The sequence below is a fragment of the Thermococcus argininiproducens genome, from assembly GCF_023746595.1.
Taxonomy (GTDB): domain Archaea; phylum Methanobacteriota_B; class Thermococci; order Thermococcales; family Thermococcaceae; genus Thermococcus_A; species Thermococcus_A argininiproducens.
Map to the genome: position 1 here is coordinate 1,362,891 of NZ_CP080572.1, position 25,658 is coordinate 1,388,548.

A 25,658-nucleotide genomic window follows, 5' to 3' on the forward strand; every position below is an offset into this window, starting at 1 on the left:
GACATCCCCTAGATACTACTCTTTAACAATCACTACATCATCCAGACTCTTCAGCTTTGCTTTTTTCACGGATTCTTCTATTTTCGTGGGGATGTCATGAGTAGGCTTAAGGATTATTGCCTCAACTTGTGAGAATCCTAATTTTTTTCTAGCATATGCTCTATGATGGCCGTCTAAAATGTAATACTTCCCCCTATGTTCAAGAACAATAACTGGTGCATCGTATCCATGAACTATTTCCTGAAGGACCACTAGCAGCTTTTTCTCACTCAATTCCCATTGGGTGGGTGTAAGAATATCAAATGGAAGATATTTTTGATAAATTTTGAACTGGATCCCATAAATTGCTTCATTCTCTTTTTTTATCCTTTCAGCTCGTTTAAAAGCTTCTTCCCTTGTTATTAGTCTAATCACCCTTAACTCCCCTAACTAATATAAATGCTCCAAGGTTCTTTAGCTTATCGCTAAACTTTTCATCGAGCCTCTCAGCTAACTTTACAAAGGGAAAGAATGAGGGGAAGAAGATAATTCCTTTACTCTCGACATCTTCAAAACCAGCTCCTTTCATTAGTCTTTCCAGTTCATTTGGAGTGTAAAATCTTGCATATCTATATGCAGTTTCTTCAAAAAGGCTCTTTATGCGCTTAAAAATAAACCAGAGGCTTTTGCCGTTCATAGTACCTATCACGACTTCTCCTCCTGGTCTTAACACTCTGTAAATCTCATTTAAGGCAAGTTCTGGTTTGTGGATGAATTCAAACATTGTAATGCTCAGCACTAGATCAAAAGTGTTCTCCTTGAAGGGTAAAGAGTATGCATTTGCTCTGATAAATTTAACGCGGGGAAGCTTTGTTCTGGCAATTTTTAACATTTCTTCGCTTAAATCAACCCCAACAACGTCAAAGCCTCTCATATAGAGTTCTAGTGTGTAATTCCCAGTACCACATCCTAGATCGAGGGCTTTTCCATTCCTGCTTTTTATCATGGAGAAGACTAGCTTTTTCTCTGTCCTGTCTACATACTGCCCTACCTTGGTTTTGTACCAATCGTCGTATCTATAGGCAATTTTATCAAAATACTCCGCCATTCTCTCTCCTTCCAGTGAGTTCCTTTGCAGATTACTGTTTTAGATATTCTTCCATGCATGGTTTTAAGTTATTTTTGGTGAGATGGCTAATCTGAAATTCCCAGTATAATAGTGAAGGGTTCTAGTTATTCAAATTCTTCTCTTTTTCTTTCTCTATTCCATATATAATCTAATAGGGGCCTAATTCTTTCCCAAACTTCTTCTATCCCTCCATGCCCGTTTATCTGTACATACACTCCCTGCCCTTTGTAGAACTTAATTATGGGATTCATGTTGTTGATATAGATGTCATATCTTTTTGACACTATTTCTGGCTTGTCGTCTTCTCTTTGAATCACTTCTCCACCACAAACATCGCATTTTCCAGAAATTTTGGGTGGGTTGTATTTTATATGGTAGACAGCCCCACAGCGTTTGCAAATTCTTCTCCCCGATATGCGGGTTATACTTTCCTCTTTTGAAATAAAAATGTCGATTGCTAGATCTATTTTTATTCCATGGTCATACAAGAAGTTTTCTAGTGCTAAAACCTGTTCGGCTGTTCGAGGGTATCCATCTATGATGAAGTTTTCTCTTCTCCTTCGTAGTTTTGAAAGAACGAGAGTATTTATCACCGTGTCTGGGAGTAACTCTCCTTTTTCTATATATTTTCTCATTTCTCGGCCTAAAGCGTTTTCTTTGTTTATCTCAGCTCGTATTATATCTCCTGAAGCGATGTATTCGATATGATATTTTTCTATAATTCTTCTTGAATGAGTAGATTTTCCAGAACCTGGAGGACCAAAAATTAAAATATTCATTTGATCACCAATATCGATATATATTTTCAGTGCATTAAAGTATTATGGTGGGGAGCTATGCCCAGGCTCTCAACAGGATTTGTTAGGGCAAGCGGGTATGCAAATAAGGTTAGAAAAGTTCTTTTTGCATTAACGCGGGGAAAACTTAACCCCGAAAAGGTTGTAAGAGCAGCTGCGCAGCTGAATCAATATTTATTCGAGAAACTTCAAGAAATGGGAGTTAGAAAAGAAGATGTTGTGCGAATTTCAATAGAGTTTTCTATCAGAAGTAGCGAAATAATGTGGAATTATGATACCTTAAAAATCGAAGTATACAAACGGGAGGAAGAAGAAAAGCTTGCTGAGGCCATGAAAGAGGTAGAAGAAAGTGAAAAGGCCTTGGAAATTGCCATAGAAGAACTTAGTAAACTTTCTGAAAAACTAATGGGCCTTAGTGCAGAAGTCTCTCAAATAGTAGAGCAGCTTAAAAGGGAATACACATCTCTAAAGTTAGAGTTTGAAGAGGAATAGTGTATTACTCTTCATACCCTTCAGTTTGTTCGCCTTTTCCTTCCATCTTAATGACATAATCGGCGGCATTCTGGAGAGCAATGCTGAAGCCTGGTTCTACCCCTATAATGACGGTCTCCTTACCCTTTCCTTTCCCCTCATTTATTATTGGCAGAAAATCTGCATCTCTTGTAGCGAGGGCTATTACCTCGATGTCACTATTGTATATAAGCTCCATTGCTTCAATGGCAATTCTTACATCTGTATCTCCGGCAACTATTATTGGTTCAAATCCTTGGTTTACAATGGCCTCAATAAGTCCTTGGGGAGCGTACTGGTTTAAAACAACTTTAGCCACCCTAATCTTTCCGATCTTTTCTAGAGCTTCTTTTATGTTTTCAAGTTTTATCCCAAATTCCTTTCTTAATATATTGGGTCCATCAATTATAAGCCCTACACTCTTTGGAGGGGTCTTGGGAACTTCTTTCTTTTCTTTTTCTCTAGGCTTTCCTTCTTCTCTTCTCAGTATCTTGAATAGAGATGCTCTCATTAGCTTCACCTCTTTCAAGAATTACCACATAATCTGCGGCATGTTTTAAAGCTGCACTAAACCCAGGTTCAATCCCAATTATAGCAGTTTCTTTTCCCTTCTCTTTTGCTTTTAATATTATGGGCAAAAATTCAGCATTTCGGGTTGCTAAAGCGATTATATCTACATTTGGATTATATATCTCTCTCATGGCTTCAACAGCAAGTTTTACTCCTGTTTCTCCAGCAACAATTATTGGTTCAAAACCCTGATTTGCAATAGCTTCAATAAGTCCTTGGGGAGCGTACTGGTTTAATATAACCTTCGCCACTCTAATATTTCCAAACTCTTCTAGGGCCTTAACTATATCCTCAAGATGGACGTGGAACTCTTTTCTTAGTATATTGGGACCATCTATGAGTAAAGCAATCTTTTTGCCTCGTTGAATTTTTTGTTTCATCATTGCAATACTTCTTACTCCCCCTTTTGTTATCGAGACTATCTTTTCCCAATTGCTGGGCATCGTTATCACCATAATCGTTGATATTTTCAAAACTTTATGTAAGAATTATGTTTTTAGAGTATAAAAAAGTTGGGTAAGGCTTAACAAAAGGGTTATAATTGGTAGAAACCTAATATAATACATGAGTAGAGTCCCTTTTTATCTCAGAGAACGACTTGATGAAATAAAGCAGAGGGTATTGTTTGAAACTTATGAGGCACAAAAACTTCCAAAATGGGAACAGATAGTTTTAACTTGGATTGCGCTTTTTTCATTTTGGGTAATTATAAGTGCAAATATAAGATCAGAGAATCTTTTCATTGGCGGAATAGCGACTTTTATAATATCTCTTTTTATGTATGAAATGCTCACTAGTGATATAAGAAAGAGTGGCCATATAGTAGAGAAAATTCTTTATATCGCCTTTTTTGTTATTCCACAGTACCTCTTCATCATGGTGTTCAGGCTAATTGAGAGTAACTTTAAAGTAGCAAGACATGCGATTCTTATGGATATAAATCCAGGTATCGTGAAAATAAAGACTGATCTACACTCAAACACAGGTATAACAATTCTGGCTAATTCTATAACTTTAACTCCGGGGACATTAACTGTAGATGTGAATAAAAAACTTGGAGAGACCTATCTATATGTTCACTGGATAAAGGTGGAAACTCTCAATAGAGAAAAAGCTGGGGAGAAGATTAAGGGGGATATCGAGGGATGGTTGAAGAAGATCTTCTGGTGAATCCATTTGGCTGGGGAGCTTTAATATTGGTGGCTACATCTTTGATATTATCGTATAGAGTTCTTTTTGGACCAACGTTAGCTGATAGAATTGTGGGAATAAATACAGTGACCACAAAAGTAGTGGTGGTTTTGGCTATTTTTGGTTTCATAATGAATGAATATTTCTTCTTAGACCTCGCAATAGTGCTTTTAATGGTCAATGCAGTGGGAGGTCTTATTCTAGCAAAATATATGGAGGGAGCTAGGTGATAGAATATTTCTTCCTTCTACTTGGAGAATCGATAATGCTGTTTGGTACACTGGGAATCCTTCGTTTTCCAGATGTTTATACAAGACTTCATGCCGCTACTAAATGTGATACAGGTGGAGCAATGAGTATTTTAATAGCTCTAGCTATTGCTTCTCAGGCCTCTCCACTAGTTAAACTCAAATTCCTTGTATTAGCATTTTTGATAGCTTTGGTAAATCCCATGATCTCTCATGCAATTGCGAGGGGAGCTTATAAGTATGGTATAAGACCAAAAGTTGTGGTGGATATGTATGCCTGGGATAATCCTTGAACTTCTCCTTGTGGCAATGATAATCCTTTCAGTGGCAGTGATTGAGGAAAAGAATCTGGTTAATGCAGTAGTTAAATATGCTTTCCTGAGCTTGGCTTTTGTTCTTGTGCTCGTGCTTTTGAAGGCTCCAGATGTAGCTCTTTCTGCAATAGTAGTTGGGGCTGTTGTTATAGGAGTATTTCTCTTTACTATTAGGGAGGTGGAAAAATGAAAAGAATAATAGCCTTCTTCATAGTAGTCGCTCTAGTAGCTGTTTTTATATCTCTTGATTATTCGCGGGCAGAAGGGGGGAGTTATGAATATTATACTACTCATTGGAGAGAGGTAGGGGTCCCAAATTTGGTTACTGCAATTTTAGCAGATTGGAGAGTTTATGATAGTTTGGGGGAGGCCACTCTTTTATTCACTGCAATTGCAGGGTTTTATCTCCTCCTTGGAGGGAAGAAAAGATGAAAATGACTCCTATCGTAAGAACGACTACAAAGCTTGTAAGCCCGTTTTTAGTTACATATTCTGTTTACTTGATGACATATGGCCATTTAAGCCCTGGAGGGGGCTTTCAAGCAGGAGTTATTCTTGCGGTTAGCATTGTTCTTTTGATAACCTCCCATGGGTATAAAAGGGTTAGAAAAACATTTAAATTCTGGGAAGTGCAGCTTATAGAAGGTATCTCAGGGGCATTTTTGGTTTTCTTGGGAATTTTAGGAGTATTCTTTGGAAACTTTTTCTATAATTTCTTGAGGGGAGGTGATGTTGGAGCTTTGCTGAGTGGAGGTATAGTGCCTCTCTTCAATATAGGAGTGGCCTTAAAAGTTGGTGCGGCTTTTACTTTCATGTTTTATATTTTACTGAGGTGGGTGGAACGTGATTAGTCCGGAGATAGCAGGGATTATAATAATGTTAATCGGGTTTTATGGTCTTATGACAAAGGAGAACCTGATTAAGTTAGTACTCTCAATAAACGTGGTTTCTGTAGGTCTCGTCCTCTTTTTCATTGGCACAGGTTATATTGAGGGAGGAGATGTTCCAATACTCCCCAGAAGGATTATAGTGGACCCCTTACCTGCTACTCTGATGCTCACGACTCTCGTAGTTGACGTTGCAATTACATCTCTTGCTTTAGCACTAATTTTAAAAATGGAGAGTGAGGAAGAATGATTCCCTTACTTGTAGCGGCCCCACTGTTATTTGCTTTCATGCTCTCAGTGGTACCTGCATTAGGAATGGAAAAGCGTTCTAAATACTTATTTTTAATTGGGGCTATTTCTTCTTGGGCTTTTGTGCCTTTTATACTTTTAGAATTACCTTATGCTGAGATAGTCGGTGGGTGGGAAAGGCCTGCTGGCATTGAAATAATGATTGATTCCTACAACTTTCCATTCCTAGTGGGGGAGCTGATTCTCTTTACTATTGTTGCCCTCTATATCTACAGTGGATACTATCCGAAAAAAATTGAGAATAAGGTATATGTAATATTGCTCCTCCTTCACGCAGGTCTTCTTGGGGCCTTTATAAGCAGGGACATTTTTAATTACTATGTTTATATGGAGATAGCATCGGTTTCAAGCTTTGCTTTAGTCGCAATCTCTAAAGAAAAAGGTGCAAGAAGAGCCGCGTTTAAATATGCGCTTTTCTCCTTGCTGGCCTCATACATTTTTATCTTAGCTATCGGTATAATCTACTTAAAGACAGGATATTTAAACTTGGCATTGGTAAAGGAGAGACTCACATTCTCAAAGGAGATAAACGTTGCATTAGGTTTGGCATTTATCTCTCTTCTATTAAAGAGCGGTATTTTTCCTCTCCACTTCTGGCTTCCAGACGCCCATTCCAAGGCAGATGCCCCTGTAAGTGCTCTACTTTCAGGTTTGGTTGTTAAAATGCCTGCTTATGGAATGATACTTCTAATATTAACGTTCCCTCTGAATACGTTCATGCAGGACGTTTTATTTGTAACAGCATTTGCTTCAATGTTCTTTGGTATAATCATGGCCCTACTTCAGAAAAATTCTGAAAGGCTTTTAGCATATCACACAGTATCTCAGATGGCTTACGTGCTTCTTGGCATAGCTATGTTAAATCCTTTGGCTGCTGCGTATTATGCTATGGCTCATTCACTCTTTAAAGGAGGACTTTTCTTAAGTGTTGGAACAATAGCAGAGCATTATAACACCCGTGATTTAGAGAAGTTGTCCTACAGAGATAGCAAATTCCTGATGGTTTCAGTAATTTTATTAAGTCTTGCAATTGGGGGAATCAGCCCATTTATTGGTGCTTTTGGAAAGATCATGCTGCTTGAAGGGCTTAAGGATATTCAGAGATATTTATTCTATGGTGGAACAATTGGCACACTTGCTTCCTTTATAAAGCTCAATTACTACCTTTCAAAAAGAGGTAAAAGGATCCACATCCCAATGAAAAAAGAGATGCTTTCCCTATTGTTGGGGTTAATTACTCTGATCTTTGGAATATATTTATATCCCCATTTGCAGGTAGTAAAAGATTTCCTAAATATTACTATTGCCCTGATATTGTTCTATGCCCTTAAAAAAGCAGGAGTCTTTAGAGTTCATTTGCCTTCGGGTTTTCCCTTTGATACTTCTGAATTCGGCAAGGAGATAAATGCATACATGATGATTTTTGGTGTAGTATTACTCTTTCTTTTATTTAATCTCCTTTAGAGATACTTCCATGACTTCCTCTATTACTTGTAGCTCCTTTAAAAGTCGGTCTAAAGTTATATCTGCCTGACTCACGTCCACAACGGCAACTATTGCTCCTAGTCCAATTTGCTCCATTTCCTCGGCTTCACTAAAGAGAATGTTTATACGATGTCTGCCTAGTAACCCTGTAATCTTGGCCAAAACTCCAGGCTGATCTTTGACCACAAGTTCAATCTCAACTAACTGTTTCCCCGGCAAGGCTATCCTTTCCATATGGACTTCATTCAGCTCAGTATCAATTTCCACTAGGAAATAGGCATCTTTTACAAGTCCTACTTCATAAGCCCATTCTAGAGGAATCTCAACCTTCCCATTTTCTTCGATCTTCAAAAAAATCTTCTGCAGTTTTAGAAAATTTTTTAATTGGATAGATACCAAGAAACGTGGAGGTGCAGATGTGGAACCTTATGGGGTAATTGGGTATGTCTTTATCATAATTGCAATTGCAAGAATTTTTGCTGAAATATTTGAACGGTTTGGTTATCCTGGGTTTCTTGGGGAGATTTCAGCAGGGTTATTCTTAGGAGTATTCCTCACTTCCATGCCTAGAAATGAGTTAAACCTTCTTGCTGAGTTTGGAATATTTTTCCTCATGATGTATGCAGGTCTTGAGCTCACCCCAGAAGAGGTCCACATTGGAGGAAAAAAGAGCCTTCCAATTTACATTCTTACATACGCTCTAATGACGTTTGTTACTCTCCCTTTCACAAACTACACTCTCTCTCATGAAAATCTTATTGTGGGGGCAATACTCTCCGTTGCATCAGCTCCTATCGTTTTGAGACTTTCCAGATTCTTCGGAGATGATTTCTCTCATATTGCCCTTTCATACGCGGTAATAAGCGAGGTTGGTGCACTTGTGAGTCTCTACATCCTCATCAACTTTGAAGTCTATCATTTGAGTTATTTGGGATTAATAATGGAACTTATAAAAGATGGGCTGTTTTTAGGTGCTCTTTTTGGAATAAACTACTTCCTTAATGTTAAGCATAAGGTCTTGATTATTAAAGGTCTCAGAAACTTGAAGAGCGATGAAGCTGTTTTTGGGTTAGTAATGATTTTATCAACTTCGATAGCCCTTTTGAGTGAGATGATAGGCCTTCACTTTAGCATTGGAGCGTTTGTAGTAGGTCTCTTACTTCACAGTGATTTAATGGGAACTAAGCAATACAAAAGGGTGCATACAATAATTTCAGGAGTAACCTATGGTATCTTTGCCCCTATATTCTTTGCATGGAGGGGGATAAATTTTGAAACTGAATTTTCAGTGGAGGTTATTTACTTCTTTGTCCTTGTGTATGTTATTAGGGTTCTTCTTACCATGGGCTTCACGTGGAATGCTGATATCCGGAAAACCATTGCCCGAGCTAGTGGTATTGCAAGCTTTGGTGTTCTTGGTCTCCTTGTAGGGGAGCTGGGCTATGAATATGGAGTTTTGAGTGAACATCTGTATGCCCTGGCTTCATTGGCTAGTATATTGGGAATGTTCCTTTCTACAACTATTGGAAAAGCAACATCAGAGATTAAATCTCAGGACGATTTTAGTGTTGGTCGGGTTTAAAGCAGGCCATATGGGATTTACTCTATCCTCCATTCTTTTCTATTTTTTCTGAGCAAAAGCGAAAGGTTTATAAGCAAATATACTGGTAACCTCAAATTGATAACGGAATTCTTAATCAAATAACCTTAAAATCAAAAATAACATGATAATTTGTGGAGAGAAAGGAGGTAAACAAATATGAGTTGGACAACACCAAAAAAAGCCATTTTACTTGCTGCAAGTGCTGAGGGAGGAACAAAATTAAACGCCTTTGATAATGCCTTACTCAAGATGGGGATTGGTAATGTCAATCTAGTGAAACTTAGCAGTGTTATCCCATCATATATCGAGTGGGTGGAGGAACTCCCTAAGAATATCCCAATAGGAATGCTTTTACCCACAGTTTACGCTCACATAGAAAGTGATGAAGCGGGGTCCACAATCAGCGCTGCTCTAGGAGTGGGAATAAGCGAGGGTAATGAAGGTGGACTCATATATGAATACAGTGGCTACTGCACTAAGGAAGAAGCAGAAAGAATGGTAAAGAAAATGGTCGAAGAAGGCTTTAAAGTTAGAGGCTGGAAGCTTAAGGAATTTAAAGCTGCTGTCGCTGAAGTAACCGTTAAGGATAGGCCTGCTGCAGCTGTTGCAGCCGTTGTCATGTTGCCATACTGATCTCTTTCATTTTTCAAAACAAAATAAAAGGAGGTGTGGTGCATGGAAGGGGGTGACGTGGATGGTTCAAGTAGTAGTAAACGATCCAATAGGAATGCATGTGGTTTTGGACCTTTACGAATGCGATCCTCAGATATTAGACGACATGGAAAAAGTAGAAGAGGTTCTTACTAAGGCAGCTGAAGTTGCAAATGCCACGATTATAGATAAACGTTTCCATAAATTTTCACCGCAGGGTGTTTCTGGTGTTGTTGTCGTTTCTGAGAGTCATATAGCGATTCACACTTGGCCTGAACATGGTTATGCGGCTGTTGATGTTTATACGTGTGGGGATCACACCATGCCTCTTAAAGCAAGCGAATATATAATTAAGGAATTAAAATGTAAACGACCAAGCATTGTAAAGCTTGATAGGGGGCTTCTGTTTAAAGAGTGAGTCTATTCCCTTTATATCTTCTTTTTGGAATGGGAAGATCTTTGAATATGGTTTTGAAAAGTGATACATGCTTCATGGCAAAACTTTAAAAACTATCTCTGAAGGTTTCATCGAGGTGAGTATAATGGAATTTATTGAGTGGTATCCGAGAGGTTATGGTGTGGGATTCAAGATCACTTCAAAAATCCTCGAGGTTCAAAGTGAGTATCAAAAAATCGAACTTTATGAGACTGAAGGCTTTGGAAAATTACTCGTTCTTGATGGTACTGTGCAACTTGTCGAGGATGGTGAGAAAAGCTACCATGAACCTTTAGTCCATCCAGTAATGTTGGCTCATCCAGGTCCTCGCAGGGTTTTGGTCATTGGAGGAGGAGATGGAGGAACTTTAAGAGAGGTTTTGAGGCATAAAAGCGTGGAACACGCTACAATGGTAGAGATAGACAAAAAAGTTGTCGAAGTCTCAATGGAGCACTTGAAAATAGATGAAGGTCTCCTAGAGAGGCTATTTAGAAAAGAGGAACCCAGAGCAGAACTTATAATTGGGGATGGTGTCGAATATATGAAAGCTCATAAGGAGCATTTTGATGTCATAATTGTGGACTCTACAGACCCCGTTGGGCCGGCGAAGCTCTTGTTTAGTGAAGAATTTTACAGAAATGCGTATGAAGCATTAAACAAAAAGGGAATATATATAACTCAGTCTGGTAGTGTCTATCTTTTTACAGACGAGCTTTTGGAAGCATATAATAACATGAAGCGGGTTTTTGACAAAGTGTATTACTTTAGCTTTCCTGTAATAGGTTATGCATCTCCTTGGAGTTTCTTAGTTGGAGTAAAGGGAGACATCGACTTTACCAAGATAGATATAGAAAGAGCAAAAGAGCTTGAGTTAGAGTATTACGACCCAGAGAGGCACGAGACTTTGTTCCAAATTCCAAAATATGTCAGAGAACTTCTTGAAAAGGAGCCTAAGAGTTAGAACCCCTCCCTATCTTCTTTCTCCAAACTTTTTAGAGTTTCAGGTTTAAGATTCTTCAAGAAAAAAGAGACCAGATTTTCACTGGAAAAGCATATAAACACTTTCCAAAAGGTCTCTAATGGTGGTGGTATCGATGATAAGAGCTGTAATCAAGAACTCAAGAATATTTGATGGGAAGTCATTTATTGGGATGGGCATTCTTGGGATGCTCATGAGTTTCAGGGATAATCTTGATATTTTCAATGGATCCTTATTGATTACTTCGATTATATTGTATGTTGGTTATGCATTTGCTATCAATAACTGTTTTGACGTGGATACGGACTTGGTTAATCCCAGAAAGAGGTATAAAAACCCAATTGCAAATGGAGAGCTCAGCTTCAGGATGGGCATTATAACGGCTTTGTTCATGATAATGACTGGTTTGATATTTTCATATTTTGTAGGGAAAGAACCGTTTGTTGTTTATTCTCTAATGAGTATATTAGCCACTTTTTATTCAGTACCTCCTAGGTTCAAGAGCATTCCAATAGCAGATATTTTCTCACATGGCTTATTTTTTGGAGTATTGCCTTTTATTTATGGTGCATATTTTGATGGGGTTATTAGCGAAGGAGAACTGCTCATTGCAGGTTCTCTCTTTATGTACTCCATTGCTATGGAACTTAGAAACCATTTAGAAGACTATGATAGTGATCAAAGGGCCAATCTGAAAACTACTCCAATGGTAATAGGAAAAAGCGTTTCAGAGAAACTAGTGATTAGTTTCTCAATAGCTTCATTGCTTCTTCTGCTAACTCCATTATACTCTCCCTTTGCTGTAGTAGGAGTTTTGGGAGTTGTTTTTTGGAACAAAAAGTTGAGTTATAGGATGTTAGATGGAGGTATGGTCTTACTCCTGGGAGTGCATGCACTAAAGGCAATGTTTGGTGTCTAAGATGGAAAAAACTACTTTAAGGAAGCTATTTAGCATCTTAGCATTTGTGATATCTCTGGCCTATTTATATAGGAGTGTAGATGTTAATGAGCTGTTCATTGCTTTAAAAGAAGCTGAGTACAAATATCTCCTTCTTGCAATCATATTGTCTTTCTTTACTCTCGTTCTTGCGGCAACTAGGTGGTATCTTGTTTTGAGAAGAGTTCAAAAGACGAGCTTTAAGCGAACAGTTCAAGCCTTTGTTAGTGGATATTACCTAATGGCAATTCTTCCTCCTACAGTTGGGCATATGGCAAAAGTTAAGTTGGTGGGAGGGGATTATTTTGCAGCATTATCATCCCTTGCTTTTGGAATGGCAGCAGAGATTGTGATCATATTGTCTTTTGCCCTGATCTTTTTAGGGTTTACAAAGCTTGGACTCATTGGCATAGCCATGATACTTTTAGCATTTATCTACGACAAAGCCTTCCACAAAACTGCTTTGGCCTTCTTTAAATTCTGGGAGGATGTTGGGGCAAAGAAATTTTCCCGAACTTTGAAAGAATGGTGGAACAGAGGATATACAGGTTGGATTAAGGCTCGAAAGAACAAGTCTAGCTTTTTAATGGTATTTTTGATCTCTATTGTAGTGATACTTGTTCAGACGTTTGGTTTAATGCTTGTAGGAAAGGCTTTTTCACTCGAGATATCTTTTAAGCAGGCACTCTATGCTTTCTTGATGAGTGTGCTATTTGCATCGTTAAGTGGAATCCCATCTGGAATAGGAGCGAATGAATTCGGAATTCTTGTTGGGATAGGTTCATCCACAAAAGCCTTTCTCACTGCATTTTTATATAAGTTCCTTTTCCAATATATATACTCGATTGCAGGAGCTTTTGTTTTTTACAGACTTTTAGGTGAGGGATATGAAAGTAGCACTAGTTAGTGATTGGTATTACCCAAAAATAGGGGGAGTAGCATCTCACATGCATAACTTGGCTATAAAACTAAAGGAGAGAGGACATGAAGTAGCCATAGTAACAAATAACCGAGAGACTGGAAAGGAGAGAGAATTGGCTGAAAAGGGAATTGAGTTAATAAAAATCCCGGGAGTCATTACTCCTTTGTTAGAGATAAATGTAAGTTATGGTTTAAAGTCTTCTGAAGAACTTAATGGATTTTTGAGAGATTTTGATGTCATTCATTCACACCACGCATTTACTCCACTTGCATTAAAAGCTGCAAAAGCTGGAAAAGCTATGGAAAAGGCCACTCTCCTTACAACCCATAGTATATCTTTTGCTCATGACTCGCGTCTTTGGGAGGCCTTAGGATTAACAATCCCCTTATTTACTATGTATCTTAAATATCCACACAAAATAATTGCCGTGAGCAAAGCGGCTAAAGCTTTTATTGAACATTTTACGGATATCCCAATCTCCATTGTTCCAAATGGTGTGGATGACAATCGATTTATACCTGCTACAAATAAAGATGATATAAAAGCTGATTTTGGGATTGAGGGGGATGTGATCCTATATGTGAGTCGTATGAGTTATAGAAAAGGCCCGCATGTACTCTTGAATGCATTTTCTGGGATAGAAGAGGCCACACTTGTAATGGTGGGAAGTGGTGAGATGCTGCCTTTTCTGAAAATGCAAGCTAAGTTCTTAGGGATTGAAGATAGAGTTATCTTCTTAGGGTACATAGAGGACAACAAACTTCCTGAAGTCTTCAGGATGGCAGATATCTTCGTCTTACCTTCAGTAACGTCAGAGGCCTTTGGAATAGTTGTTCTTGAGGCCATGGCATCTGGGGTACCGGTTATAGCTACAAATGTTGGAGGAATTCCTGAAATAGTGAAAGAAAATGAAGCGGGATTGCTTGTTCCTCCTGGAAATGAGCTTGAGCTTAGGAATGCAATTCAGAGATTGTTACAGGAGGAGAAACTCAGGAGATGGTATGGGAGTAATGGAAGGAGAGCCGTTGAAGAAAAGTATTCTTGGGACAGGGTCGTGGTTAAGATAGAAAAAACTTATGAAGAAGTTCTTTCAAATATATAGTGGGATTTTACATGAAAATGGAAGAACTCAGTTGGGAAGAATTTGCAAAGATGAAAAAGAGCATAAGAGCAGTTTTAATTCCTGTTGGAAGTGTAGAAGCTCATGGGAAACACTTACCTTTAGGCACGGATGTATTTGCACCTCTTGAAATCTCTAGAAGGCTCGAAAAAAAGTTGAAGAGAAAAGGAATTGACATCTTTATAGCCCCACCTGTTTGGTATGGCCACAGTTTTGTTTTGAACTTATATCCTGGTACCATAAATGTAAAGGCAGATACTTTGCGGAGATATATTCGGGATATTCTGGATGAGTTTGCATTGGAAGGCTTTAAAGAGCTTATCATACTAAACGGACACGGTGGGAATATATATCCTCTTGTTGAGGCAGCTGAGGAAATTGCTGGAAAACATGATGTTGAAATTCTGCTTATAAACTGGTGGATCGACTTTAGAGAGGAAATATCAAAAATATGTTCCTCTCAAGGACATGCTGGAGAAGATGAAACTTCAGTGATGTTAGTAATAGCTCCAGGGCTTGTCAAAATGGACAAGGCAAAAGGAGAGAAAAAGGCTTTGCCGGTTAGGGTGATAAAAAAGGATATTGGGCTTGAAGTCTTTCCAGATGGTGTAAATGATAATCCTCGCGGGGCCACAAGAGAGAAGGGAGAACAGATTTTAGAAATTGTTAGTGATAAGATAGCAGAAATTTTGGTTGGGAGATTATGAAAGAAGTTTTGGAGGAAATTGAAAATAGAATCAGGCGTCTTGAAGCAGAGATAGAACTTGTAGAAGGTAGGTTACAGTTTCTTGAAAGAGTAGGTGCGAGTTCAAAATATCAAATTCTTCGAAAGCGAAAAAGCATGGATGAAATGTATATCCTGTTTTTTGTACTTTGGGGGTTTATAGGGTTGGTACTTCTTCTCTATTTGAAATACAAATACTCAGAGATTCTTCCATTTTCTTTAACTCCATACATTTGGGCCATGATTGGTTTTATTTTGTTTCCATTTGCCTATTACATGTTTTTTTCTAAAAAAACTGAATCGGAAACCCCTATGGAATATTTGGAAAGAAGGGAGAGAATGGCCCGTCTAGCGATAAACAGGTTTTACATACCCTTAAAAGAGGCACTAGAAAAAAATGACAAAGAAAAATTAAAAGCTATAGCAGATAGGCTATTGGAAGGAGAAGTGGCTAAGGCTATAGAAGAACTTAATGAGGGAGATTCAAAAGTCATGGCATACGCTCTTTACATATATATAAACAAAGATCAAGTCGGGTTGGACGAGATAAAAAATATAGCTGAGATAATGAAAAATAAGCCCCTAAAGAAACTTCTTTTCAAGACTTTCGAAGAGTGAAGAATTATCTCTCTCAACTTGGATTCTATGGGTATGAGAATACTCAACGTTTATAACTGGAGAAAGCCCCTCTTTTAATGGTGGAGAATTATGAGATTTGAAGTATTGAGCAAAGAAGATATGATAACTCTCTCAAAAGAGCTTAGTAGAGAAGGCATAATGAATAAAACTCAAGAGAAATTTGGTTGGGAGCTTCATCACTTTATTATCGTTAGGGACAAGTTTGGTGATTTACTTAGAAAATCAAAGGGAATAAGTCCTGTTATTGAAGAAACTCTAGAGGAAATGCAAGTTGCATTTAATGCATTGATGTCTGCTTGGGAAGTAGGTGAGGAAAAAGAGTTTAAAGAACTCTTTGATGAAGTTGACGTAGCTAGAATTACATTATTAGCAGCTCTTATTGAGGGAGGTTATATTACTGGAGATGAAAAACTCAGATTGATAGAGGTGCCTCAACTTGAGGAACTGGAAATTGAACTCAAATTTAGCATAGATGATCTTGAAGATGTTCTTGAAGAAGTTGAAGAAAAGCTGGATGCAACTCTTACCACAGAGGTTTCTTTTATGAGGAGATACTTTGTAGAGGTTCTTGAAATAGAGGAGGAACTCATAAAAAGGGCTCTCGAGATTGCGGAGGAATACGTCACTGAGGAATCTCTCATTGACGCCATGTTTGTGGGAATTGGAAAGTCTGTGTTAGCTCAAATGCTACTCTCATTGGCTGAAGAGAAGAATACAAAACTTGAGCTTATAGATGTCCTTTTAGAGCGTGAACCAATAAGTATTGAAGGAAAACGTGAGAAAATAAGCATTTACTTTGATGAAGAAGCTTTAGAAGATCTTTTAAAAGAGCTTCAACGGATGGGATATCTCAAAGTGAAGGGAAATAGGATATGGATTTAGGAAGGTGAACTGCCCCGCCTTTGTGGACGGGATTTTGTGAGTCCTCCCAACGGGAGAATCGCCGGCTACCTCTTAAATCGTTGAACCATTCATTACTATTATGAATAGTATTTAAATTTTTCGGGCTCTCATATCTTTCCTCTCGGTAAGGAGTCTTCCCTAAAAGATAAAGCTTAAAAATTGATTCTGAGATTACTCCATGGAGGTGGAGGGTGATGATGGTGATGAAGGCGATAAAAATTAAAGATAGGGACGGGGAAGTATTCTTCAAATGTCCCAGATGTGGTATGGTGTTTAGGAAGAGTAAGGATTATATTAAACACGTAAACAAGGCCCATGGACATCTCTTTAGAAGTACTTGACCTTTTCCCCCAATTTGGGGATGAAGAAAAGTTAAAAACTGAGAGATGATGAGCGGCAGGGCTTTCTGACTCTTTTAGACTTCTTTTTCAATCTTGAGAGCTCAATATTCTCTTAAGTCTATTTCTTTTACAAGCTTAACAATGAAGGTTTTGCCCACTTTTTCCCTTTCGACAAGTTGCTTCTTTTCAAGTTCCTGGATTATTCTACTCACGGTGGGTCTGGAATAACCAGTGAGATCAGGAAGGTCTTCTTGTTTTACTTTTCCTCCTTGTTCTATCAATGCCTTTACTACTATTCTCTCTTTCTCTGTGAGTACTTCCACTGGGATTTTATGGGAATACCACTTCTTCTTCGCCCAATAAAGCACAACGGGTACGGCAATTACTAAAGCTAGTATGGCACCAATGAATGAGTAAGTATAAGGTGAAGGTTCTTCAGGGGGCGAAACAGGAGGCTTCTCAACAGTCCTGCCAAGCCAATATGTCTGATATCCCATGTTTTTTAGTTTTGTTTCTATCGTTTGGTTTATTCCAGTACCTACAATTATAACAAGATTTGGTTTCAGGTTTGATAATCCGGCAATGGCATGTTCGGAGAGATCATTTTCGAGAGTTAATAGCATTGGAAGTTCATATTCCATAGCAAATTTTGATGCTGCTAATGCAGATCCATAATCCAGAGCACTTGCCAATACAACGGCTTTTGATCCACTAGGATAAAAATGAACGGCTAGTTTTTCCGCCGTTTCGGTTCTAACATCGCCACCTATCCGCGTAACGCTATATCCCATTTTAAGGAGTTCATCTTCAACTTCCTTACTCACAGCATTTGAGTTTCCAACTATCAATACTTTTTTCCACCCCAGTTGCACGTAAGAATATAATTGAGCCCAAGTTTTTTCATCTAACCCCTGAGGATTAACAGGAAGAACAGGGACATTAAGAAGTTTTGCATAGGGTTGGACTGCGATATAGTCAATCAAGTCATCATTTCTAACAATTATAATATCATACTCGGGAATATTAGGAGTCTCTTCTTGGGCATGTACCAAAACCCCCATGAGGGAAGCTATGAGTAAACTTGCAATTAGTATTGTTGCTGTGTATCTTCTCCTCAATCCACTCACCACATAAAAGCTAAAAAAGAAAGTTTAAAAGCTTTTTCAAAGCTCAAAAACCTCTCCCGGTTTTAGTATGATAACCTGAGCTTTGTCTCCAACAAGTTCTTTGAACTCCTCAGGAGTTTTGGCTATTGGTGGAAATGTCCCATAATGCATGGGAATGACGTACTTGGGTCTAAGGAACTCGACAGCTTTCGCTGCTTCTTTTGGTCCCATTGTGAAGTGACCTCCTATCGGAAGCAAGGCGACGTCAATTCCATAAAGTTCTGCAAAAAGTTCCATGTCTTTAAAGACGTAAGTATCTCCAGCGTGGTATATCTTTATCCCTTCGAACTCTATAATATAGCCACATGCATTGCCTATGCTGTACTTTCCATCACTACTTGAATGCCAGGCGGGCACTTGAACTAGTTTAACTCCGTCCACCTCGGTTGGGCCATAGTTCATTCCTATTGTGGTTATTCCTGCGTTTCCTTCCACCAGATAATTGGCTATATCATACATCGCTACTATTTTCGCCCCGGTTCTTTGGGCAATTTTAACACTATCTCCTATATGGTCTCCATGGGCATGAGTTACGAGGATTAAGTCAACTTTCTCAAATTCTTCAGGTTTTGCAGCTGCAGTTGGATTTCCTGTTAAAAAGGGATCGATGAGTATTTTCTTTCCGCCTCCCTCTATCTCAAAGGCAGCATGTCCCAAGAATCTTATTCTTACCATTTATCGTCACCTCCACGAATGCTCAAAATCTAATACTAACAAAAGATTACTTAAGTCTTTCGAAGGAGTGTTATGGATTATTTTGCATTCCACTTTAGATTCACTTAAAACTAAGCTGGCAAGCAATGTATTGGGTTAAAAAAGAGTTAATCTTTACCTTTATAAACCAAAGATTTATAAAGTCCTTACCCAGTTACTCTTGGGGAGAGTGAATGAGTAGGTTAATAAGGTTCTTCTACATAATTAGATACAGGAGGGAGAAATTATGAACGATGTTAAAGATGTTAATATCAAACATCCTGAGGAGGAATATGATGATTACGTTTATTATCTCAAACGTAGAATAAGGCAACTTGAACTTCAGGTGAGAACACTTGAGGCCGATAAGGAAAGACTTGAGAGAGAGCTTTCTCGCTTAAGGATGGAAATGTCTCGACTTAGACAACCCCCTGCTTTTGCAGGGACTTTAATTGAATTGTTGGATGAAGATAGAGCCATTGTGCAGAACTATAATGGACCTAGGTTTGTTGTTAGAATTGCGCCATGGATAGAACGAGAAAACCTAAAACCTGGTTCAAGAGTAGCTCTTGACCAAAGAACAATGGCCGTGATAGAGCTTTTACCATCACAAAAGGATCCATCTGTCCTTGGGTTTGAGGTAATTGAGAGACCAAAAGTGACATATAACGACATTGGTGGGTTGAAAAAAGAGATAATGGAGCTTAGAGAGGCTGTTGAGTTGCCTCTAAAACATCCAGAGCTCTTTGAAAAAGTTGGAATTGAACCTCCAAAGGGAGTTCTACTTTATGGTCCTCCTGGATGTGGAAAGACTTTGATGGCCAAGGCACTTGCCCATGAGGTTAATGCCACGTTCATAAGGGTTGTAGGAAGTGAACTTGTGAGGAAATATATAGGTGAAGGAGCAAGACTAGTGAGTGAGTTATTTGAACTTGCGCGGGAAAAGGCACCTTCAATAGTCTTCATAGACGAAATAGATGCAATCGGTGCAAAGAGGCTTGAAGAGACAACTGGAGGAGAAAGGGAGGTTAATAGAACTTTAATGCAACTTCTCGCTGAGTTGGATGGGTTTGATCCAAGAGGAAACGTCAAGGTTATTGCAGCAACTAACAGACCAGACATTCTTGACCCTGCTCTGTTAAGACCTGGAAGGTTTGATAGATTAATAGAAGTTCCATTACCAGAGTTCCGCGGTAGGTTTGAGATACTTAAAGTCCACACTAGAAAGATGAACCTCAAGAAAGTTGACCTTAAGGTAATAGCGGAGATGACAGAAGGAGCCAGTGGAGCTGACCTAAAGGCTATTGTAACAGAGGCAGGGATGTTTGCAATTAGAGCAAGGAGAGAATACGTAACCCAAGAAGACTTCCTAAAAGCAGTTGAGAAAGTCCTTGGCTCTGAAGAAAGGTTGGCTCAACAAATGGCTGCGCACGAAGTTATGTATGGATGAACTCCTTTTCTTTATTTTCTCAATAAATTTTAAGGGTTTATTTTTGGTAGTTGTTTCCACAAATTCTTAAATACTTTAGAGATGATTAAATGAACACAAGGATTAATTAGAGGGGTGGTAAAATGAGAAAGTTGCTTACTGTAGGGCTCGTGTTTGTGGTGTTAAGTTTTTTGGCAGTTCCTATGAGTGCAAGGCCTTGTGAGCTCAGTGAAAAGGCAAGAATCTATGTAGGGTGGGAAGGCTATTTCTACCAAAATCTCCTATATGGACAAGTGGTTGACCCATCTAATACGTTGGATAGTTGGATGGTTGTAAAGTGGTCAAAAAGCTGGAGCTTCCCCTTTGGGAGTGAAAATGATCCAGAAAAATCATGGTTTGCCGTTCATTTTACCTGGTATACCAATGACTTGAGTGGATTCTTTGGGTATGAAACAAGAGTTGCATGGAATAACGTCGATGAAATTCCAGATGCAAGTTACAAAGTTGAGGAATATGTTAAAATAATGATAATTGGAGAAAATAGCAAATATATAGAGAAAGGAGCATATCCCGCAGCCTCTTTGGGTTATCCGTTCCCAAACAATGCCTATGTTATCCACCAAACTGTAGAAGTTTATAATGCGACAACTGGAGAAATCCTTTTTGAGATTACGTTTGTGCCCTTCCGGGCTTCTTAATTCTCTATTTTAATTTGAAAAGGTCAGATCGTGTTATAATCCCCACAGGTTTTCCTTCTTTGTCCTGTACAATTATAGCCGGGTGTTCCTCTAGTAGATATTTTACTACTTCAATACTTTCGTCTTCATTCACTATCGGAAATGGCTCATCCATAACTTCCATGGCTTTCTTGGAGAGTAAATCTTCATGTTCAAAGCTTTTTCGCACGAGTGTTTTTTCAGTTATGGAACCAACCACCTTATTTCCTGCCATTATAGGCACTTGGGAGATGTTATATTCGTTCATAAGTCTAACCACATTTTCAACGGTCTCATAAGGTTTAACGGCAATTATTGGAGAAGACATTATCTCTCTTGCAGTAAAACGACTTTTCTTGCATTCTTTCAATGCCTGGAGAATTCGATTGAAGGTTGACAATCTTGGATCTACTTTTCCACTTTCTAATTTTGCTATGTAAGCCTGTGTGACCCCTGCTCGTTCAGCAAGTTCTTCCTGAGTTATTCCCAGCTCTTTTCGAAGTTTTTTGATTTCTCGAGGATCTATTGGTTGGGGAATAATTACCATACATAACCACCAGTTATTATTGCAAAAAATAGTTTAAAAAGTTTAGTGAGAGGGCGTTTGGGGTGTTGCTCCTTAGAGGCCTTCCCGCCCAAAAAAGATAAAGACTTATAACCCTTAAGCATAATGCCTTTCAAGGTGTAACTTATGAGTGGCACAGTTAGCAAAATTGTCCGCTTTAATAATGAAGAAGAATTTTTAGAAGACATAGAAGAGGCCATGGAGAGATTTACATATCTTGCTAGTAGATATGGAGTGAATGTCATAGAAGGAATTCTCTTATGGGACTATGTTGGGATTAGGGATGAGGAAGGTATCAAAATCTTCAGAATTGGAGAATTTCCTTATGTTGAGGGAACTCTAAGAATTGATCTTGATACATTAAAAATCCTCGAAAGGTATTTTGATGAGATTGAAAGTAGATGGGAAGATTTAACTACAAGCGAAATAAATTACTTTGTAGAGATGCTAAATGATGCTTTAGGTGAGGAATTAGTTTATTATGAGGCCTATGGCTTGGGATTGGAGCGGAACGAGGCATATATAATCCTTAACATTAAAGGTCTTTACTATCTTGAGAATGTCATAGACATGGAGGATAGGAGCATTTTGGATGAGGCAGTTTCGCTTTTAATGAAGTATATGTAGGTGATGAGGAATGTTATTTAAGAAAAAAGGCCTTTTTACCGTGAAGGATGCCATGAAAGTCATTGAAATAGCCAGCAGAGAAGATCCAAGAGAGATTATTATCATGTGTGAGGCAATAGATGAGGACGCAAAGAGGAGACTTTGGGACTATGCGAGGGGAGTAGATCTTATGGCTGATCTGACTGGAGAGAACAGAAGTGTCAAAATTGAGATACTTGAGGGTTATGTAAGTGACAAAGTAAAGGGCGTAGAATTATAGGTGGCGTTTATGTTCTTAGTGGAGATCTTTAACAGCTGGCAGGGAGAAGGGGGAAGTGTAGAAGGCAGTGCCTTTGGCAGGAGGCAAATTTTTGTTAGATTTGCTGGTTGTGACCTTAGATGCTATTGGTGTGACTCAAGAGCCTATCTCCTTGCATCTAGTGTTCCAAAATATAGGTATGAAGTAAAGCCTTTCTCAGGGAGATTTGCCTATAAACCAAATCCGGCAAAATTTGATGACGTTGTTGATATAGTTCTAAAGTTAGATACAGGGGATATACACTCTATAAGCTACACGGGAGGAGAACCAGCCCTTCAGACTCAGAATTTGCTCATGCTTATGGAAGTAATGCATGACCATGGTTTTAGAAATTTCCTAGAAACTAATGGAAGCAGGCCGGAGAGGATAGAAAAGATAGCTCCGCTTACAGATTACGCAAGTGTGGACATAAAGGATGAAACTTCCAAAGCAACTGAAAATTGGGTGGATCTGGTTCTCAAAGAGATTGAAAGTATCAGGATACTAAAAAAGGCGGGGGTAAAAACCTACGCTAAGCTTGTTGTTACAAAAGATACAAAAATAGAGCACGTTAAATGGTATGCTGAACTGTTAAAAGGCTTAGCTCCATTGGCAATCCAGCCCAAGGAGCCAATTGACATATCCCAGGTCCAATTGATGGATATTTATAATGTTGCAACTAAAATCATGGGAAGAGAAAATGTCGGGCTAAGCTTTCAGGTTCATAAGTATTTGAATGTTTTATAGAGAGGGGAATGATAGTTTTATACCCGGCATCGCTTATGGGTACTCTATTTGTACATTTTGAAGAAGTGTCTTTTATAAGTTCTAAAAATATAGGGTGAATTTTTAAAGCTCTCTGCTAATTTAGTTCAGGCGATGATGTAGATTGGCCTTTGGGGTATGTGATGCCCGGGATCGACGAAGCTGAGCCTTTGAACATTTTTCTCATTTTCAAGAGTCAGGAAAAGAATGAATAGACAGGGAATGAATCTTTCTTCTCATTTGATTATGTGTTTGTAATAATACCATAATCCTCTTATTATATCCCTGACTTCTATCATTGTGAACATAGGACTTCTGTTTATGAGATTTGCGGTTTCTTCCCAAGTATGTGCCTGCAAAACGCGGTAGATAAGGAGGCGTATCTGCCTCTCGTCAAGATATGGCTTCATCCATCCATCGAGGAAATAAAGCTTTACTATGGGTTTCACAGCATCAAGAACTGTGTCGTAAGTCAAGACTTTGCCAACGAACATTTCAAGACGTTTTCTTTGTACTGGAGTTAAGTTTAGTGGATACTCAACTGCTTCTCCAAAGGGAGTCTCAAACAACCACCTTGCTATTTCTGGTTCTAGATCTCTATGGGTGTCTCCCAACCATTCAGTTAACCGTATTCTAAATTCATTGTGGGCAGTTTTCACTATACTTTGGGCCTTTTTGCTTATTGGTTTCACGACTATTGCAGTATATTCTCCGCTTACTGGATTTCTTGAGGGACTCAAATGCACCACTGCAAATCCATTCCTTATCCAGAATCTAATGAGCTCTTCACTCGCTCCAAATCCACTTCCGACCCAGTCTAGCCCTTCTTTACTTGCTTCCTGAATTAGAAGCTCAAGAGCCCTACTTCCAAGGCCCATATCCATTGCATCTGGATGAGTGGCTATCCTTACAACTCTATACCCCTTTAGCCGTGCGAATTCCTTTGCGTAATGGTGTTTAACCATCATATCTGGTATTATGTTTCCTCTGGGCTTGTACCCTTTAACCATTTTTTCTATTTCTTTTTTTGGAATTCCACCTTCTTTTGCAACTTGCACTGCACAAACTATTTTTCCATTCTTAAGCCTCAAGATTCTTGCCTCGTGGTGTGGAGCATCGGCCAATAAAGCGACATCACTTGGCCTATTCCTGTAATGGGCTAGTACGTAGATTCCCACAAAATGTCTTAGATCTTCTCTATCATTCTCAAACCAATCATCTAGATCTGGTTTTTCAAAGTAGACCTCTTTCTTTCTTATGAGCTCGTAGTCTTCATCAGTAAGCTCTACGGGTTCTGCATCTAGAAGGAGGACGTCAAAGAGCCATTTCTCAAGAGGGTCATTATTCTCATATCTAATAGGTACGGAAAGATGTATCTCTTTGAACTCTCTCTTTTCTTTAGCCTTTTTTAAAAACTTGACTGAGAAACCTCTCCCAGCTCCTTCATATCCATGAATTGTTGAGGAATAAATAACCTTTGGTTTGTTGAGGTATTTATGCAAGATTGGAACGTGGATTCCAGCGGCTTCGTCGATCACATAAACATCGGCATTCATCTTGTATCCTTGTGTGGGTGGATAATACCTTAGCCCAATGCCTTTAGCGTATATTTCTCTTATAAGGCCGTTTTCTTCTATTACTTTGGGTTTGTAGCCTAACTTTTGAAGGCTTTTTTTGGCAAAGCGGAAGAGGCTTTGAACGTTTTCAAGTTCTGGTGCAGTGATGACTATTCTAACTCTTCTCTTTTTTGCCATAGCAGCCAATCCGATGGATCCTATTCCCACACTGACACTTTTTCCTCTCCCTCTATCAGCGGTTAGCACTACCATCCCATCTTTTTCTATAAGCTCTTCAAGGGTCTTGAGAACCTCAACTTGTCCGTTTGTAAGACAGAGGTTGTAAAGTTCCTTTGGGAATTTTATATCCTCGGGAACTTCTACTTTTTCTCGTTCAGGAAGTTTTGCTTGCTTTTTTTCATTTTTTGGCCCTTTTAGAATTTTTTGAGTTTCCGCGTTAATTATATAAATTCCCTCATGTTCTTCAAATTTCCTGATCAGTCTTCTGTTAAACCTTTTCTTCACATCGTCGATGGTATAAGGTGGCGTTACAAGGCTTTTGTGAAATCCTGTCCACATGTTTTTCCACTTTTCAAAGGGATTGGCAAGAACGAATATTAATCCGCCCCCTCGAATAGTTTCAATAATCCTACCCAGATCGTTGGGTGAAAAGTCATAACTCAGATCAAGAACAAGGAGATCGTAAGTTCTTCCCAAAATATCTCGAGTGTGTTTGAAAGTTACAGATGTCACATTTATGTTATCTCCAGCCAAAATGTCAAAATGCTTTCTAAATTCTTCATACCTCATTCTCCCGAAGGTTTCTTGTCCAAGAGCATCAGTGGCATATAAAACTTCAACTCGGCTTTCACCTTCGTCTCTGAGTTTTCTTTCCACGAGTTCATCGAGAATAGAGGATATTATCTTGGCAGAAGCCCCACCAAGAATTCCAGCCAAAGTGGCCTTTTTCATAGTTTCTCCAGTAAGAATTATCATTCTTCTGTGAAAGTTCTCTAAAGCTTCTCCAAGGGCACTTTCAGTGAGTTTTAATATGGAGTCTTTAATTCCCTCGCTTTTTGCATATTCTCTTATTTCTTTGTCAAATCTCACTCTCACGGTCATTTTCTCATCCCCAGAATGAAAAAGGGAATGATGTTTAAAAATCTATACTTCATTATGATATTAATTTA

General features: G+C 38.7%; 35 protein-coding genes. 25 read left to right on the plus strand and 10 right to left on the minus strand.

Translation table 11 applies throughout. From position 1 onward, the window contains the following. Positions 1 to 15 precede the first annotated feature (15 nt). The 3 genes from K1720_RS07325 to K1720_RS07335 form a co-directional block, all read right to left on the minus strand. Positions 16 to 414: a ParB/RepB/Spo0J family partition protein gene (locus K1720_RS07325; RefSeq protein ID WP_251948096.1), complete on the minus strand. Its 399-nt coding sequence runs from the start codon at positions 412 to 414 to the stop codon at positions 16 to 18. Next, complete coding sequence (locus K1720_RS07330; protein WP_256468527.1) at positions 407 to 1,102, minus strand: class I SAM-dependent methyltransferase; 696 nt, start codon at positions 1,100 to 1,102, stop codon at positions 407 to 409. Before K1720_RS07330 ends, K1720_RS07325 begins: the two co-directional genes overlap by 8 nt. 110 nt (positions 1,103 to 1,212) lie before the next feature. Further along, positions 1,213 to 1,887, minus strand: coding sequence for an adenylate kinase (locus tag K1720_RS07335; protein WP_251948100.1), 675 nt, complete (start codon positions 1,885 to 1,887; stop codon positions 1,213 to 1,215). A gap of 57 nt (positions 1,888 to 1,944) precedes the next feature. Between K1720_RS07335 and K1720_RS07340 the strand changes: the two genes are divergently transcribed. After that, positions 1,945 to 2,397: a single- stranded DNA-binding family protein gene (locus K1720_RS07340; protein ID WP_251948101.1), complete on the plus strand. Its 453-nt coding sequence runs from the start codon at positions 1,945 to 1,947 to the stop codon at positions 2,395 to 2,397. Positions 2,398 to 2,401: 4 nt separating this feature from the next. On the opposite strand, the gene K1720_RS07345 is transcribed toward K1720_RS07340, so the two are convergent. Both K1720_RS07345 and K1720_RS07350 read right to left on the minus strand, forming a co-directional pair. Next, positions 2,402 to 2,926, minus strand: a complete 525-nt coding sequence (locus tag K1720_RS07345; protein WP_055283596.1) for a TIGR00288 family NYN domain-containing protein — start codon at positions 2,924 to 2,926, stop codon at positions 2,402 to 2,404. Further along, positions 2,877 to 3,428 carry a TIGR00288 family NYN domain-containing protein gene (locus tag K1720_RS07350; protein WP_055283594.1) on the minus strand — a complete coding sequence of 184 codons (552 nt, stop codon included), beginning with the start codon at positions 3,426 to 3,428 and terminating at the stop codon, positions 2,877 to 2,879. The genes K1720_RS07345 and K1720_RS07350 overlap by 50 nt, the downstream gene beginning before the upstream one ends. Positions 3,429 to 3,549: 121 nt before the next feature. Between K1720_RS07350 and K1720_RS07355 the strand changes: the two genes are divergently transcribed. From K1720_RS07355 to K1720_RS07390, 8 genes are read left to right on the plus strand one after another with little or no spacing between them, the layout of a single operon-like run. Further along, entirely contained in the window at positions 3,550 to 4,155 is a 606-nt protein-coding gene (locus tag K1720_RS07355; RefSeq protein ID WP_251948103.1) for a Na+/H+ antiporter subunit E, read from the plus strand. After that, entirely contained in the window at positions 4,131 to 4,406 is a 276-nt protein-coding gene (locus tag K1720_RS07360; RefSeq protein WP_055283590.1) for a monovalent cation/H+ antiporter complex subunit F, read from the plus strand. The genes K1720_RS07355 and K1720_RS07360 overlap by 25 nt, the downstream gene beginning before the upstream one ends. Then, on the plus strand, positions 4,403 to 4,717 hold the full coding sequence (mnhG, locus tag K1720_RS07365; RefSeq protein ID WP_055283589.1) for a monovalent cation/H(+) antiporter subunit G: 315 nt from the start codon (positions 4,403 to 4,405) through the stop codon (positions 4,715 to 4,717). The genes K1720_RS07360 and mnhG overlap by 4 nt, the downstream gene beginning before the upstream one ends. Then, positions 4,698 to 4,928 carry a hydrogenase subunit MbhD domain-containing protein gene (locus tag K1720_RS07370; RefSeq protein ID WP_055283587.1) on the plus strand — a complete coding sequence of 77 codons (231 nt, stop codon included), beginning with the start codon at positions 4,698 to 4,700 and terminating at the stop codon, positions 4,926 to 4,928. The genes mnhG and K1720_RS07370 overlap by 20 nt, the downstream gene beginning before the upstream one ends. Beyond that, positions 4,925 to 5,170, plus strand: a complete 246-nt coding sequence (locus K1720_RS07375; RefSeq protein WP_251948105.1) for a Na(+)/H(+) antiporter subunit B — start codon at positions 4,925 to 4,927, stop codon at positions 5,168 to 5,170. The genes K1720_RS07370 and K1720_RS07375 overlap by 4 nt, the downstream gene beginning before the upstream one ends. Next, positions 5,167 to 5,589, plus strand: coding sequence for a Na(+)/H(+) antiporter subunit B (locus tag K1720_RS07380; RefSeq protein WP_251948106.1), 423 nt, complete (start codon positions 5,167 to 5,169; stop codon positions 5,587 to 5,589). Before K1720_RS07375 ends, K1720_RS07380 begins: the two co-directional genes overlap by 4 nt. Beyond that, complete coding sequence (locus K1720_RS07385; protein WP_251948108.1) at positions 5,582 to 5,875, plus strand: cation:proton antiporter subunit C; 294 nt, start codon at positions 5,582 to 5,584, stop codon at positions 5,873 to 5,875. The genes K1720_RS07380 and K1720_RS07385 overlap by 8 nt, the downstream gene beginning before the upstream one ends. Continuing rightward, positions 5,872 to 7,398: a proton-conducting transporter transmembrane domain-containing protein gene (locus K1720_RS07390; protein ID WP_251948110.1), complete on the plus strand. Its 1,527-nt coding sequence runs from the start codon at positions 5,872 to 5,874 to the stop codon at positions 7,396 to 7,398. The genes K1720_RS07385 and K1720_RS07390 overlap by 4 nt, the downstream gene beginning before the upstream one ends. Here the strand turns inward: K1720_RS07390 and K1720_RS07395 are convergent. Further along, the gene (locus tag K1720_RS07395; RefSeq protein WP_423837328.1) at positions 7,381 to 7,776 is read right to left on the minus strand and encodes an ACT domain-containing protein; all 396 of its coding nucleotides are present in this window, start codon (positions 7,774 to 7,776) and stop codon (positions 7,381 to 7,383) included. The two genes, K1720_RS07390 and K1720_RS07395, sit on opposite strands and share 18 nt — an antisense overlap. 61 nt (positions 7,777 to 7,837) lie before the next feature. Here K1720_RS07395 and K1720_RS07400 point away from each other — a divergent pair, with 61 nt between their 5' ends. The 11 genes from K1720_RS07400 to K1720_RS07450 all read left to right on the plus strand — a co-directional run bounded on the left by K1720_RS07400 (position 7,838) and on the right by K1720_RS07450 (position 16,674). Beyond that, positions 7,838 to 9,001, plus strand: a complete 1,164-nt coding sequence (locus K1720_RS07400) for a cation:proton antiporter (protein ID WP_251948115.1) — start codon at positions 7,838 to 7,840, stop codon at positions 8,999 to 9,001. Between the two features lie 177 nt (positions 9,002 to 9,178). Further along, positions 9,179 to 9,655 (plus strand): pyruvoyl-dependent arginine decarboxylase, encoded by a 477-nt coding sequence (locus K1720_RS07405; RefSeq protein WP_167887816.1) that lies wholly within the window; start codon positions 9,179 to 9,181, stop codon positions 9,653 to 9,655. 61 nt (positions 9,656 to 9,716) lie between these two features. Further along, positions 9,717 to 10,091, plus strand: a complete 375-nt coding sequence (gene speD, locus K1720_RS07410) for an adenosylmethionine decarboxylase (protein ID WP_251948117.1) — start codon at positions 9,717 to 9,719, stop codon at positions 10,089 to 10,091. A gap of 124 nt (positions 10,092 to 10,215) precedes the next feature. After that, positions 10,216 to 11,070: a polyamine aminopropyltransferase gene (gene speE / locus K1720_RS07415; protein WP_251948120.1), complete on the plus strand. Its 855-nt coding sequence runs from the start codon at positions 10,216 to 10,218 to the stop codon at positions 11,068 to 11,070. 133 nt (positions 11,071 to 11,203) lie between these two features. Then, the gene (locus K1720_RS07420; RefSeq protein WP_251948122.1) at positions 11,204 to 12,007 is read left to right on the plus strand and encodes a UbiA family prenyltransferase; all 804 of its coding nucleotides are present in this window, start codon (positions 11,204 to 11,206) and stop codon (positions 12,005 to 12,007) included. 1 nt (position 12,008) lies between these two features. Next, positions 12,009 to 12,932, plus strand: coding sequence for a lysylphosphatidylglycerol synthase transmembrane domain-containing protein (locus tag K1720_RS07425; protein WP_055283566.1), 924 nt, complete (start codon positions 12,009 to 12,011; stop codon positions 12,930 to 12,932). Beyond that, entirely contained in the window at positions 12,913 to 14,049 is a 1,137-nt protein-coding gene (locus K1720_RS07430) for a glycosyltransferase family 4 protein (RefSeq protein WP_251948124.1), read from the plus strand. The genes K1720_RS07425 and K1720_RS07430 overlap by 20 nt, the downstream gene beginning before the upstream one ends. Then, positions 14,049 to 14,774: a creatininase family protein gene (locus tag K1720_RS07435; protein ID WP_341480959.1), complete on the plus strand. Its 726-nt coding sequence runs from the start codon at positions 14,049 to 14,051 to the stop codon at positions 14,772 to 14,774. Before K1720_RS07430 ends, K1720_RS07435 begins: the two co-directional genes overlap by 1 nt. Continuing rightward, positions 14,771 to 15,409: a hypothetical protein gene (locus tag K1720_RS07440; protein WP_251948126.1), complete on the plus strand. Its 639-nt coding sequence runs from the start codon at positions 14,771 to 14,773 to the stop codon at positions 15,407 to 15,409. Before K1720_RS07435 ends, K1720_RS07440 begins: the two co-directional genes overlap by 4 nt. Positions 15,410 to 15,499: 90 nt before the next feature. Next, complete coding sequence (locus K1720_RS07445) at positions 15,500 to 16,312, plus strand: hypothetical protein (protein WP_251948128.1); 813 nt, start codon at positions 15,500 to 15,502, stop codon at positions 16,310 to 16,312. A gap of 215 nt (positions 16,313 to 16,527) precedes the next feature. After that, on the plus strand, positions 16,528 to 16,674 hold the full coding sequence (locus K1720_RS07450) for a C2H2-type zinc finger protein (protein ID WP_251948130.1): 147 nt from the start codon (positions 16,528 to 16,530) through the stop codon (positions 16,672 to 16,674). A 101-nt stretch (positions 16,675 to 16,775) separates the two neighbouring features. Here K1720_RS07450 and K1720_RS07455 read toward each other — a convergent pair whose 3' ends face one another. Together K1720_RS07455 and K1720_RS07460 are read right to left on the minus strand one after the other, a co-directional pair. Then, on the minus strand, positions 16,776 to 17,792 hold the full coding sequence (locus K1720_RS07455; RefSeq protein ID WP_251950617.1) for a cell wall-binding repeat-containing protein: 1,017 nt from the start codon (positions 17,790 to 17,792) through the stop codon (positions 16,776 to 16,778). A 45-nt stretch (positions 17,793 to 17,837) separates the two neighbouring features. Then, positions 17,838 to 18,515 carry a metal-dependent hydrolase gene (locus tag K1720_RS07460; protein WP_251948132.1) on the minus strand — a complete coding sequence of 226 codons (678 nt, stop codon included), beginning with the start codon at positions 18,513 to 18,515 and terminating at the stop codon, positions 17,838 to 17,840. Between the two features lie 265 nt (positions 18,516 to 18,780). Between K1720_RS07460 and K1720_RS07465 the strand changes: the two genes are divergently transcribed. Together K1720_RS07465 and K1720_RS07470 are read left to right on the plus strand one after the other, a co-directional pair. Continuing rightward, entirely contained in the window at positions 18,781 to 19,983 is a 1,203-nt protein-coding gene (locus K1720_RS07465; protein WP_251948134.1) for a proteasome-activating nucleotidase, read from the plus strand. 122 nt (positions 19,984 to 20,105) lie between these two features. After that, positions 20,106 to 20,660, plus strand: a complete 555-nt coding sequence (locus K1720_RS07470) for a hypothetical protein (RefSeq protein ID WP_251948135.1) — start codon at positions 20,106 to 20,108, stop codon at positions 20,658 to 20,660. Positions 20,661 to 20,664: 4 nt separating this feature from the next. Here K1720_RS07470 and K1720_RS07475 read toward each other — a convergent pair whose 3' ends face one another. After that, positions 20,665 to 21,225 (minus strand): CBS domain-containing protein, encoded by a 561-nt coding sequence (locus tag K1720_RS07475; RefSeq protein ID WP_251948137.1) that lies wholly within the window; start codon positions 21,223 to 21,225, stop codon positions 20,665 to 20,667. Between the two features lie 144 nt (positions 21,226 to 21,369). Between K1720_RS07475 and K1720_RS07480 the strand changes: the two genes are divergently transcribed. Genes K1720_RS07480 through K1720_RS07490 form a run of 3 tightly spaced genes read left to right on the plus strand, consistent with a single transcriptional unit; the run spans position 21,370 to position 22,894 of the window. After that, entirely contained in the window at positions 21,370 to 21,870 is a 501-nt protein-coding gene (locus tag K1720_RS07480; protein WP_251948139.1) for a hypothetical protein, read from the plus strand. Between the two features lie 10 nt (positions 21,871 to 21,880). Continuing rightward, on the plus strand, positions 21,881 to 22,129 hold the full coding sequence (locus K1720_RS07485) for a hypothetical protein (RefSeq protein WP_251948141.1): 249 nt from the start codon (positions 21,881 to 21,883) through the stop codon (positions 22,127 to 22,129). 9 nt (positions 22,130 to 22,138) lie between these two features. Further along, a complete protein-coding gene (locus tag K1720_RS07490) occupies positions 22,139 to 22,894 on the plus strand; it encodes a 7-carboxy-7-deazaguanine synthase QueE (RefSeq protein ID WP_251948143.1) in 756 nt (251 codons plus the stop codon). 254 nt (positions 22,895 to 23,148) lie between these two features. Here K1720_RS07490 and K1720_RS07495 read toward each other — a convergent pair whose 3' ends face one another. Then, a complete protein-coding gene (locus K1720_RS07495; RefSeq protein ID WP_251948145.1) occupies positions 23,149 to 25,590 on the minus strand; it encodes a tRNA(Met) cytidine acetyltransferase TmcA in 2,442 nt (813 codons plus the stop codon). Between the last annotated feature and the right edge of the window lie 68 nt (positions 25,591 to 25,658).